Consider the following 12,895-nt stretch of genomic DNA (forward strand, 5'->3'; position numbering starts at 1 on the left):
CGCCGCAGCGCGCTGTGGCGGGTCACTCCGAGATGATCACGCCGGCCTTGCGCCCGGCGACGTCGAGCGCGCGGAGCACCGGGGGCACCGGCGGCCCGACGATCATCGGTTCAGCTCTTGGTATTACCCCAACGTCACAGGACCCCGGGAACACGCCGTCCCAGCCGGCCACGCCGCCGCCCTCGGACTGCACACAGACCTTCTCCGGGATGCCCTGCCCGTTGAAGGTCCATGTGCCGTCCTGCGGGCTCACCGGCGCAGGGGGGCCGAGCCGGGGGCCCGAGCAGCCTCCGCCTTGCGCCGGCGTGCCCGCATGGACGGTCACGGAGGGCGCGAACTGGCCTGTCTTGAGCGCGCCGCCGCCCGGGTGGACCTCGGGGAACACGCTGACAACGCCGGTCACCCGCTCGGAGGTACGGTTGGTGATGACCACCGCGTCGCGCCCCCGCTCGGTCACGCGGAAGAGCCCCCACGTACCGTTGCCGAGACGGAAGCTCAGGAAGTCGGCGAGGAGGTAGTCGCCGGGGACGCCGAAGGGGCCGCCCGCGCTCGGGAGCAGGATATCGAACCGGTCGGTCATGCTCAGCGCCGCGCCGGCGCCGGTCCACGCCGAGGTCGGGTTGTAGCCGAGCACGGTGGAGCCCTTCGTGAACGGTTGGCTCTGCCAGCTGTGGCCGTGGACCGTGAGCATGGACATCAGGTGGTCGTCCGCGCTCGCGTGCAGCGTGCGGATCCGCACCGGCGTGCCGGCGGCGGCCACGAACACCGGCGTGTTGGGCTCGCCGATGGGCTCGCTGCCCGGCAACCGGAGCAGGTCGCCCGGCGAGGCCGCGGTGCTGGGCGCGGCGTTCCGGGGAATACCCCTGCCCACCCAGAGCCGATTCGACATGGCGCACGAGATGTCATCATTCGCGAATCTCCTGCCGTTCGTGTCCTCGGCGCCGTACCGGTACACGAGGTGCTCGGTGCCGTAGTTGAACGCCATCCGGAGGCTCTGCGTCACTGGCCGGTCCGCTTGCGACAGGTTGAGCCGGAGGTCCTCCTGGACGAGGAGCACGTGCTCGCGGAATGCGTCGCCACGGGCCGGGTACACCGTGGCCGACAGGCGCGAGTTCGCGTCCTCGACCCACCGCGAGCCCTCCGGCTCGACGATCAGCGACCCCACGAGGCTGTGCCGGTGGTGCATGATCATGTCTGTCGCCTGGAGGTTGACCGCGCCGAGCTCGACCGGCGTGCCGATGACCTCCCCGCTCGCGCCGATCCGGGTCTTTCCCGCGTACCACTCGTACGTGATGCTCTCGCCCGGCGCGGCCGTCTGGACCCGGTTGTAGCCGACGTTGAAGCCGTCCGCCCTGTTCACGTCGTAGGCGACGAGATCGGCGTGAAGCCCGACCTCCGGTGAGAGCCGGAGCTTGTAATCGTTTCTCCCCTTCCAGTTTCTGCAGCTCGAGGAAGCGCCGTTGGGACAGGGCGGAAACGACCCGCCGGGAGGCCTCGTATCCCGCTCGAAGACATCGCCTCTTTCTTTGCTGAACTGGTTGGTCAGCTTGACCGTGATGCACTCGCCGGCGCGGGCGCGCAGCACGAGGGGCTCCGGGCGTTTGCCGGGCTTCAGCTTGTTCCCCTCGAGATCCTCTCTGAGCACGTAGAGGAGCGCTTGCTCGTCCGTGATGGTCGATCTCGCGCCGTCCTGCCCGGCCTGGCCGTGCTGGTAGTACACGAGCCCTGGCGCGCCGTCCGGCAGGACGTCGGCCGCGTGCGCGGCGACCACCTCGATCGGCGGCCGCCGGGGGGCGTCCACCGGGCAGCCCGTGGGCTGAGCCCCCGCGCCCGCGCCCGGGTTGCTCGCGAGCGGCCTGAGGTCGCCCCGCGCGCCCCGGTAGGCGCGGAGGAGCCCCCACAGCCCATCCGAGGTGGCCGTCGGGATGGCGCTCGGGAGGTAGAGATGGTCAGCGAAGTCGCCGTGGGTCCCCGCGCTCGCCGGCGGTACGGTGAAGGCGAACTCGAAGTGCTCCGCCAGCCCCATCACCTGGGTGTTGCGGTATCCGGAGTTCGGATCCGAAGCATCCTGGAGCCACCGCAGGCCGTGGATGTGGAACGGGAACATGTCGGCCTGCGCGGCGGGGAGCGTCTTGATCTCCACCTTGTCGCCCTGGTAGGCCCGGAGCATCGGCGTGTACGGGTCGGGCCCCTCGACGCCCGGCGTGAGCGGCGGCCCCGGTGGTTGGCGGTTGAGCGCCGGGTCGGAGCGCTCGATCGAGCTGAAGGCGAAGGCGAGATCGCACTCCCGCTGCTTCGAATCCGGACACTTCCTCCCCCCGGCGCCGCCGGCGACGCGGAAGGGGAGCGGCTCGCTCCGGTAGTTGACGCTGTAGGTGCCCACGACCGGGTCCGGGACGACCTGAGCCCCTCCTGGCGGCCCGTTGACCGGGAACTGCTGCTGGCCCCCTTGCTTCCAGTAGGCGGGCTGCAGGTTCTGGTACAGGAGCACGAACTCGCGGTAGCTCGTGGTCGGGTCCTTCGGATCGGGCTCGATGATGGCCTGGAAGCTCGTCGGCCCGCCGTCGGCGCGGGTGTGCATGGGCTCGCCGGTGACCGGGTCGGTCCACCGGGAGCCGGTCGGCTCGACCACGAGCGCGCCGTAAACCCCGGCGTGCTGGTGCGTCGACGGGGCGAAGTGGTCGTGGGTGAAGACCGTGCGCAGCGTCCGGTCGCGCGGGGCGCGGCCAGGCTCCGGGTTGTCGAGCAGGGGATCGGCCCACCAGCGCTGGACCGTGACCTGCACGCCCGGCTTCTGCCACGACGCCGCCGTGGCTCGCGACGCGGCCTGGGTCCCGCGCGTCGCGTCCGGGGTGAACGGCCTGAGGGAGAGGTGCTTGCGCTCGCCGCTGCGCGTCCCGCCCTCGTCGCACGCGCCGCGGAGACAGAGCCCGCCACCTCGGTTGATGGCCTGGATCCGCTCCTCGACCTCGCCGGGGCTGAACGTCCCGTCCTCGTAGTTCCAGCCGTTCACGCCGCCGTCGGCGCTCAGCACGTCGAACTTCACGAGGTGAATGTGCTGCCCCAGGATGTCGGTCGGTGTCTTGGCCAGGATCTTCGGCAGCTCGTAGTCCTTCTTCAGCGCGTTGCTGTGCAAGAACCGGATACAGTCGCGCGATCTCGCGCGCACGATGAGCGGGGAAGCGGGCTTCTCGCCCTTCACGAAGGCATCCACGTCGTCCCAGAGCGCGAGAATCCGCTGGCGCGGGTTATGCCAGCCCTTCTTGTTGAAGACGACGTCCTTCTCGAAGGCCGTGCCCTTGAACGTGACGAGCTCGTCCTCACCGATCGCGCCCTGGCCCCAGTCGCCGCACGGGTCGGCGAACGGCGCACCCGGCACCGAAGGCTTGCCGTTGGTCTTGAAATCACCTCGTGTCCCGTCGGGCCGGAGGGTCTTGTGCTGGCGCTGGGCGTGGAAGTCCATCGCCGCGATCTCGACCGGCGTCCCCTCGTGGGGCAGCTGCATGGCGTCGAGCTCTTGGATCTCCTTGGAGAAATCTGTCGGGGTCTCATGCCCCTTCGCCCTGCCGGACCTCACGACGTGGCGCGGCAGGCCGCCGTCGTGGGGCTGGCCCTTCGCGTCGAACGCGAAGTCGAGCGGCGGCTGCGGCGGCCGGTGGCCGGCGATCCCCGGGACGAAGAAGGGATACCCCGGGTTCTTGCTCGCGCCGATGGCGCTCAGCCGGGCCTCGTCCTGCTCGACCTCGACGGTGCCGTCGGCCTTGAGCTGGACCGGAGCGGGCAGCGGCGCCATCGGCAGGGTCGGGACCGGCACCACCGCGGGGATCGGCGTGCCGCGCGCGATCTCCCCGTCGGGCAGCGCGCGGGCGCCTGGCTTCGGGCGGCCGTCGGCGTCGAGCTCCGTCCCCCACTCGAACACGTCGTGTACCCGCCAGAGGGCCCACATCCCGACGGCGAAGTGGGGATAGAAGTGGCAATGAAAGACGGAGTCGCCGGGCGAGCGGTTGCGGTTGCCGCTGCCGCCATAGGCGATCTCGAGCGTGTACCCCGAGCCAGGGCCGATCGACTGGGCGTCGAGGAGCGCGCTCTTGTCGTTGTCGGGCGAGCGCAGCCACTGGTGCGTGTGCACGTGGTGGACGTGAGGGACGAACCCGCCGCCGTGCAGGACGCGGAAGCGCAGGGGGTCGTTCAGGTAGCTGTGATAGACGTTGGACGGGTCGTCCGGGTAGAACGCCTTCGTCGCGCGCCGCTTCTTGTTCGTTTCATGCGAGATGCCGGCGGGCACGTCGACGAGCGTCGCCGGGTCGCCGTTGGGCCAGGAGCTCAGGAAGAACTCCTCGAACTTGCACTCGGGGCACTTCGCCGCCGGCCCCACCCCGAAGCGGTTGGCGAGCACCTCGGCGCCGATGCCGCCCATCCCGTAGTTGATGCCGAAGTGGTCGGCCGTGGTCTTGAGGATCTCCACGAGCTTGCCATCGACGAACTCCCTGAACCCCTGCACTGTCAGGAAGTCCTCGTGATAGATGGTGGTGAACTCGCGGAAAGGCCGCCACCGCTCCGGCGTCGCGGGGTTGTCCGGGTGGCGCCTGTCCGGGCGCTTCGGGTCGAACAGCGGTCCGTGGTTGGGCCCCGTGATCACCGCGGTGAGGTCGCTGTGGACGATCTCGTTCACCTCCTCGCCGGCGCTGTTCCTGTGTCTGTGCAGCATGTTGAGGATCGGCAGGCCGCCGGGCGTACCGTCCTCCGTCGCCTCGTAGTCGACGATCGGGAGGTGCTCGCCCGGCTTCTGGCCCGGCCTGGGCGGCCGCGTCGCCTTGACGAGCTCCTCTCGGGTGACCTGACTGCGGTACCAGGAGGAGCCCTCCGGCTCGACGTGGACCGCGCCGAAGAGCCCCTTCGTGACCTGCCCCCCGGGGGAGCGCTGCAGTCCCAGGACGGGCGCGTCCATGAACAGATCGGTGGCGGCGCCGCTGCTGTGGAGCAGGTAGGTCCCCTCGCGCTCGGCGAACAGGTCGTACGTCGCGCTGCAGTTCTGCGGGACCGCGCCGTCCGGGGTGGCCTCACAGCTCGCCGCGAGGCCGCTCGGGTTGGCGCCGACGAAGGAGGCCGTATCGGTGATGGAACGGACGACGTTGAGCCCCATGACGGAGACGCCGGCCGTGACGGTCGCGGTCTGCTCCACCCCCTCGGTCAAGCGAAGCGGGGGCAGAGTTGCGCCGGCGACGCCGGCGTCGCCGAGCTCGAGCAGCCCTGGAAGCGCGTTGGGGGCGCCAGCGTCACGAAGCGGAAGCCCCGGTATATCGAGCGTGCCCCTCCCACCGACCTGCGGCGATGGCGGAGGCGGCAGCGGCCAGGACGGCTGCTGAGCCGAGAGCCGGTTGGTGAAGTGGATCTTCAGACAATCTCCCACGTTCACCCGCAGCACGAGCGGCCGCGGGCGCTTGTCGGGGCGCAGGATGAAGTTTTTTCCTCTCTCCTCGACGTCCCGTTCCAGCGCGAAGATCATGCCCCCCGGCTGGCTGGCGCCCATGCGGCTGTACATGATGGGGTGATCGAGCGCGACGACGTTCGCGGTGACCGTGCCCTTGCAGCTCGCCGGCGGCGCGAGCCCCCCCGCCGAGGGCGGAGAGCCGCCTGGAGGCTGCGCAGGGAGCGGACGGACGCCGGGCGCGCAGGCCGCAGTGAAGGCACAGGCGAGCAACGGCGCGATGGCTATCCAACGCGATCGTCCTGAACTGCTGACGTTTACCCCGCTCATGGTCCGCCCCCTCATCCATCCGTCAGGACTCTCGCTTGCGTGCTGCCACCGGCACGGCCGCGCCAGGTGACGCTCGGAACATAGGAGTGCCTCGAACAGGCCGAAATTCGATGACTGGAATCCGCGAAGCGTGGCGCCAGCACAGAGGCTGTGCGCCCGCCAAGCACGATGGCGCGCGCTGTCGGACTCTGTATGCAAGAACTGGAGCCAACGGCCCCAGCTATGTGCGGCACGTGGTAGCCGCACGATCTCCAGCGCTTGTACGGGGCGGAAATGAAGACGACGTGGCGTTCGAACGGAGGAGCGCCACGCAGGCTGTCAATCATGGAAACACGCCTCGATGGCAACCCTGTCTAAAGCCGCCTCTGGTGCCGCCGCTCGGGATCGCGATGCCGGACCTCCAGCGTCTCGCGCTCGACCACGCGCTGTCCTGGCACGATCGCCTGCGTGATAATCCAGCGTCTTCTGGCTCGCGTCGGGCCGAGCCCTTCGTGGGGCCCCGGCTCCAGGGGCCCGGCGGCGACGTCCAGCAGGCCGCCAGGGGCGGCGGCCGCTCGACGGCCGACGAGCGCGCATGGCCGCGTCGAGACATCACGAGGCACATCACCGCTCGCTCGCGCGGCGCGCACGACGAGGAGCCTGTCCGTCGCGATCGCGACGTTGCTCGATCGCGCAACGCTGCGGCCCCCATACCCCTCGCGCAGCGGCGTCCCGCGCCTGGAAGGGCGCGTTTCCGGCGACGCCGGCGCGTGGCACAGCGCCTGCTTGAGGGACAGCAACCAGGAATGGCTCGTGCCCGACCTCCTCATGTCGAGGAGGCCCATCGAGGTACGAATACGTCACGCAATCCGATGAACGCAGCGAAAATCAACAACCACGCATGGTCCCCGTCCAGCTGGCGCAGCAGGCCCATGCTCCAGGTCCCCACGTATCCCGATCAGGCCGCTCTCGAGAACGTCGAGGCGCAGCTCTCCAGCTCTCTGCTGCTCGTGCCGCCCCGGAAGACTCGCCGCCTCAAGAACGAGCTCGCCGGGGCCGCCGAGGGCAGGGCCTTCCTGCTGCAGGGCGGCGACTGCGCCGAGAGCTTCGACGAGTTCAGCCGCGAGCATGTCCTCGGTACGGCCCGCTTGCTCGTGCAGATGGCCCTCGTGCTCTCCGACGGCGCGGGGGTTCCCGTGGTCACGGTGGGCCGCATCGCTGGTCAGTTTGCCAAGCCCCGGTCGGCGCCGACCGAGATCGTGGATGGAGTCGAGCTGCCCAGCTACCGCGGCGACATCATCAACGGGCCGGAGTTCTCTGCCGAGGCGCGCACCCCTGCGCCGGAGCGCCTCCTCCGCGCTTATCACCAGTCCGCGGCAACGATCGAGCTGCTGAGCGCCTTCACGCAGCGCGGCCGCGTCGGCCTGCACAGCGTTCCTGTGCAGAGCTCGGGCGTCGGGCTGAGCAGGCCGGAGCGCGGACCCCTCGGGGAGCTCTCCGACGGGCTGCGCAAGGCGCCTGCGCCGCGCAGCACGGAGCTGTTCACGTCGCACGAGGCGCTGCTGCTGCACTACGAGCAGGCGTTGACGCGAAAGGACCCCGTGACGGGAGACTGGTACGACGGCTCGGCCCACATGCTGTGGCTCGGTGACCGCACGCGTCAGGTGGACGGGGCTCACGTGGAGTTCTTGCGCGGCGTCGCCAATCCGCTCGGCATCAAGGTCGGCCCGCGCTCCACGCCGGAGGACACGCTGCGCCTGATCGATCAGCTGAACCCCGGCAACGAGCCGGGCCGCATCAGCCTCATCGCTCGGATGGGCGCCGATCTCGTGGAGGCGAAGCTGCCGCCGATCGTCCGCGCGGTGCAGCGCGAGGGCAAGGTCGTGACCTGGGTCTGCGATCCCATGCACGGCAACACGACCCTCGAGGGGCAGTACAAGACCCGTCCCTTCGATCGGATCGCGAGCGAGGTTCAGCGGTTCTTCGCCGTCCACCGGGCCCTGGGGACGTACGCCGGCGGGGTCCATCTCGAGATGGCTGGGAAGGATGTGACGGAGTGCATCGGAGGCGCCCAGCCCGTCCTGCCCTCCTCTCTGGGCGCGCGCTACCACACAGCCTGCGACCCGCGCCTCAATCGGAGCCAGTCGCTCGAGCTCGCGTCCTTGATCGCGGAGACGCTCCGGCGAGGGCGCGGTCATTCGCAGTCACGGCCGAGCGCGCGGCGCTCTCCGGAGAGCAATCGCTATCCTGTCGAGGGACCGAGGTCGAGCAGGGGCCGACTGGGGCCGGACGCAGAGAGCGCGTAGCGCACGGGCGCCTCGGCGGCGCGCCACATCCACCACGGTTGAGCAAACACCTTTGGCGCTCGAGCCTGTGCAGGCGCGCGGCGCCGACCTTTCAGGACGAACCATGATGAACGACGAGAACAAGACACAGATCGTGCGGGATCGCCCCAGCGAGCGGCGCGGTCGCTCCGTGCGCATCCCGCTCCAGCGAGGAGATCGAGCGCGAGGCGATGGTCGAGAGGGTAGAGGAGAGCGCCTCGCGAGCGCCAGAGCGCCTGCGGCGCGCGCCCCGAGGTCCATCGCGACGGTCTCGCTCGGCGGGTCCCTGCCGGAGAAGCTCGAGGCGATCGCCGCTGCGGGCTTCGATGGCGTCGAGATCGTCGAGGCTGATCTCCTCGGCTCGGCGCTGAGCCCGACCGAGGTCCGGCGGCGCTCCGCCGATCTCGGCCTGCGCATCCTGCTGTTCCAGCCGCTCCGGGACATCGAGGGCGTCGAGGCCCCCTTGTTTCACGAGAACCTCGACCGGGCGAGGCGCTTCTTCGATGTCACGGAGGCGCTCGGCTGCGAGCTCGTCCTCGTGTGCAGCAACGTCTCTCCGGACGCCCTCCCGGAGGCCGACCGGGCCTCCGAGCAGCTCGGCGTCCTCGCGGACGTGGCGGCCGAGCGAGGGCTCAGGGTCGGTTACGAGGCGCTCGCGTGGGGCCGTCACGTGTGCCGCTGGCGCGAAGCCTACCGGCTCGTCAACGCGGCCAGGCGCCCCAACCTCGGTCTGGTCGTCGACAGCTTTCATACGCTCGCGCTCGATGACGAGTTCGAGGGCCTGCGGAAGCTCCCCGACGGTGCGATCGAGTTCATCCAGCTCTCGGACGCGCCGCGGCTCGCGATGGATCTCGTATCGTGGTCTCGGCACCATCGGTGCTTCCCGGGGCAAGGCGCCCTGCCCGTGGCGCGCTTCCTCGCCGCGGCCCTGGCCTCCGGCTACAGCGGCCCCGTCTCCCTCGAGATCTTCAACGGGGAGTACCGCACGAGGCCGCCGGGGGCGGTCGCTGCGGACGGCATACACTCGCTGATCCGGCTCGAGGAGAGCCTCGCGTCGGAGGCGCCCGTGCGGCGGGCTCTGGCGCCTCCGCAGCGCAGGCATCGAGCGAGGCCCGCTACCCCTCTCGGTCCGAGATGAGGCCCAGGCGGGCGACGTCCTTCAGGTATCTGCGGAAGAACGCCTCGTTCACGCCCGGGATGCCGGCGAGCCGCCCGTCCCGAGCGTGAGCGAGCTCCGCGAGCCGCCTCGCGAGCCGCTGAGCGTCAAACCTCAGCTGCGCTTCCACACGAAGGGGGCGCTCCCACTGGTGGAGGATGGGCAGCGGAGAGTGTTGCCGCTGCTCCTCGCCCAGCGCCTGGAGTCGCTCGGAGAACATCCGGTACCAGGCTGCATGTTCCTCGACTCGCGCGATCGGGTAGCCCATCGACTGCGCCCAGCCCACGAAGGAATCGAGGGAGACGCCATCGTCCCAGTGGGGGTTCACCACGTGGTAGGTCTCGTAGCTCGCCCGAGGCTGCGGAGCCCGGCCCGCCTCCCGGTGGGCGGTCACGGCGGCGATCGCGCGCGCGACGAAATCGACCGGCATCCCGTCGAAGTGGCTGCCCGGGGCGCCGCCTTCCCCCGAGGCGGCGCTCGCGTAGAACGACCGCGGCGCGAGGCCCGTGGACACGATGCCGCAGAGGAGCCTCGTCAAGAAATCAGTGGTGTTGACCTGACCCTGGTACTCGCTGTGCGCCATGATCATGCTGCAGCGAAAGACCATGACGGGGATGCCGTGCTGCTCGGAGGCATCGCGGAGCAGGACCTCGCAAGCCCATTTGCTCGTCCCGTAGCCGGCCGCATACCCGCCGTCGACCGGGCGCTCCGACCACAGGGCGCGTCCGTCTTCCTCCTCGAGGATCGGGCCCGCCCGCTCCATGTCACCCGCCACGCTGACGCTCGAGATGAAGCTCACCGCCTTCTTGCGCCAGCGGAGGGCCATGCGGATCGCCTCGACTGTGCCCAGGACATTGGGCTCGAAGAGCTGCGCGTAGGAGAACGCGTGGTTCACCAGGGCGGCGTTGTGCACGAGGGTGTCGACCTCGTCGCAGAGGCGATCGTACTGCGCGTCCGGGAGCCCGAACCTCGGCTTCATCAGGTCGCCGGCGAGCACCTCGAGCCGGCCGTGCGCCGAGAGGGCGTCGAACCTGTCGAGCAGGGCGGGATCCGAGCCCTCGAAGGCCTCGCGGAGCCGCCTTGCGGCGACGCTGGCGTCCGGCGCGCGCACGACGCAGTACACCTTCCCGCGCCCCACGGGCAGGAGCTCCAGGAGCTCCAGGAGCAGGAACCTGCCGAGGAAGCCGTTCGCGCCAGTGAGGCACACCACCTCGGCTTCGGGCGGCAGCGCGGTCGCCGGCGCTGCGCGCGAGGCCGCCGCGATCTCTTCCGGGGCGAGGAATCTGTCGAGCCGCAGATCGTCCGCGCGGAGGACCTGCGCGCCCACCCCATGCACCTGCTCGAACGTGACGTTGACGTGTCCCCCGGCGGCTCGTCCCTCCAGCGCCCGCTCCACGTACTGCACGAGGGCGCGTACGCTGCTCGTCGGATCGAGCACGACCCCGACGGGGACGGCCACGCCGCAGACGTCGGTGAGGAGCGCGGCGAGGCGGGCGGCGCTGAGCGAGTCGCCGCCGAGGCGGACGAAGCTCTGCGCGGAGAGGTCGACGTCGCTCGTCCCGAGCGTGGCTGCGACCGCGGTCTTCACGCGTTCTTCCACGGAGCTCGCGCTCCTCCGCTGCTCCTCGAGGGCGTGGAGCTCCTCGAGCTGCCTGCCCTCGATCTCCGCGTGGAGGCGCGCGAGCTCAGCGCCGTACTTCGCCGCCATCCTGGGACGGCACGGCTTGTTGCTCTCGGTCAGGAGGCCCGCCTCGACGGTGAACGGATCGAGCTCCAGGATGAAGTCTCGCGGGATCTCGTAGCCTTGCAGCCCCTCGTCCGCGGCGACGCGGTTGAGCTCGCCGCGGATGAGCTGCCTCAGCGCGGGCTCGCTCGCGTCGTTCGCGCTGAGCCCGCGCTGCTCCAGGTGGGCCGCGGCGGCGCGCACCTCGGGCACGACGACGGCCAGGAGGTAGGATCGAAGGCTGCTCCCGTCGACGTAGACCTGCTGGATGAACGGACTGCTCGCGCTGTACAGGGCCTCCAGCCGCGGCAAGCTCACGAACTCGCCCTGCGCGAGCTTGATGGCGGTCTTCCTGCGGTCGATCCAGACGAGGTGGTCAGGGCCCCGCTGCTCGACGATGTCCCCGGTGATCACATAGCCATCCTCGTCGAACAAGCCCGCTGTGGCCTCGGGGTTCTTGTAATACCCGGAGACCTGGAGGCGGGACCTGACGCGGAGCTCGCCGCGAGGATAGGGGGTGTCGGTGGTGCGATAGCCGATCTCCGGGGCGTCTGTGACCCTGAAGTCCGTGACGGCGGCGCGCGACACCCTCCCGTCGCGGGTCATGACGCCGCACTCCGTGGAGCCGTAGCCGTCGAGCACGGGCACGTCGAAGCAGCGCCTGAGGAACGTGAGGATCTCGGGCGATGTCGGCGCCGTGGTGGTGGTCATCACGAGCAGGCGGTCGCCCAAGAAGGAGCGGCGCATCTCTTCCATGATGTCCGACTCGAACGCTCGCCTCGCGCGCGCGTCGCCGAGCGCGGCGCTCGGAGCGCGCTTCACGAGCTCGGTCTGGAAATGCTGATGGATCATGCTCGACACCCGCGGCACGATCGCGAGCACCGTGGGCCTCGCGAGGCGGATGTCGTCGAACAGGCTGGACATGTCGCTCTTCGACACGAAGCACGTCACGCCGCCGAGCAGGATGGAGCGCATGATCTCGGTGCGGCCGGCGCCGTGGTTCAGCGGCATGAAGCCGACGCCGACGTAGGGGAGCTCGGAGAGCACGCTCTCCAGCGTGGAGCGCCAGAGCTGCCGCCATACGCTCTCGGGGAACATGGCCCCCTTGGGCGCTCCAGTGCTCCCGGACGTGTACATGAGCGTCATCAGCGGATCCGGAGCACCTTCGCCGCGCGCCGAGGGGAGGACGACCGGCGCTGTCCCGCGCTCTCGTCCGAGCAGCTCCACGTCGCGCATCGCGCGTACCAGGATGGAGGGGCCGTGCTCGCGCTGGAGCTCCCTTGCCTTTCGCTCCACCGCCTCGATCCCGGCTTGATCGTCCGGCTTACCGCCCATCACGACGAGGCTGCGCAAGGAGGGACAGCGCGGCAGCGCCGACGCGATCTTGTCGAGCTGCTCGGCGCTGCAAACGACGCAGCGGAGCTCGGCCTCGCCGAGGATGTGCGAGAGCTCGGCGGAGCTCGCGGTCGTCTGCAGCGGCACCGAGACGGCCGCGAGGTACAGGCAGGAGAGGTCCGAGACGACCCAGTCCGGGCTGCTGAAGCCACAGATGCCGACGAGATCGCCGGTGTCGGCGAGCCCGCCGTGGCGCAGGCCGCTGGCGAACGCCTCGACGCGCGTCCAGAGATCCGCATACGTCATGGTATCGAACGCTGGCAGAGCGCGAGCCGCGCTGTCCGCGGTGTCCGCGGTGTCCAACCGAGGCGAGACCTCGATCGCCCGGCGGCCGAAGCAAGGCCTGTCGGCGTACAGGCGACACGCCAGGGCGACGAGCTCGATGCTGCTGCCGGACTCCCTTCGCAGGAGGTCGATCGCGTCGCGGGAAGGGGAGGTGCGCTGGAGCTGATCGTCGGCTTCGAGCAGCCTGCTGCCGCGCTCCAGTGATCGTTTCAGCAACGTTTCGTTGACCGCGATCGGATCCATCGCGTCACTTCTCATCCTGCGTTCCCCCATCA

4 protein-coding genes are annotated in these 12,895 nt (G+C 70.1%); 2 read left to right on the forward strand and 2 right to left on the reverse strand.

What is annotated here, in order from left to right; all coding sequences use genetic code 11:
• Positions 1-22: 22 nt before the first annotated feature.
• Complete coding sequence (locus WME89_RS20460) at positions 23-5,758, reverse strand: copper oxidase (RefSeq protein ID WP_438010802.1); 5,736 nt, start codon at positions 5,756-5,758, stop codon at positions 23-25.
• Between the two features lie 911 nt (positions 5,759-6,669).
• Between WME89_RS20460 and WME89_RS20465 the strand changes: the two genes are divergently transcribed.
• Together WME89_RS20465 and WME89_RS20470 are read left to right on the forward strand one after the other, a co-directional pair.
• Positions 6,670-8,043, forward strand: a complete 1,374-nt coding sequence (locus tag WME89_RS20465) for a 3-deoxy-7-phosphoheptulonate synthase class II (protein WP_438010803.1) — start codon at positions 6,670-6,672, stop codon at positions 8,041-8,043.
• Positions 8,044-8,146: 103 nt separating this feature from the next.
• Positions 8,147-9,199, forward strand: a complete 1,053-nt coding sequence (locus tag WME89_RS20470) for a sugar phosphate isomerase/epimerase family protein (protein WP_438010804.1) — start codon at positions 8,147-8,149, stop codon at positions 9,197-9,199.
• On the opposite strand, the gene WME89_RS20475 is transcribed toward WME89_RS20470, so the two are convergent.
• Entirely contained in the window at positions 9,177-12,863 is a 3,687-nt protein-coding gene (locus WME89_RS20475; RefSeq protein ID WP_438010805.1) for a thioester reductase domain-containing protein, read from the reverse strand. The two genes, WME89_RS20470 and WME89_RS20475, sit on opposite strands and share 23 nt — an antisense overlap.
• Between the last annotated feature and the right edge of the window lie 32 nt (positions 12,864-12,895).

The sequence above is a fragment of the Sorangium sp. So ce321 genome, assembly GCF_051530195.1.
Taxonomy (GTDB): domain Bacteria; phylum Myxococcota_A; class Polyangia; order Polyangiales; family Polyangiaceae; genus Sorangium.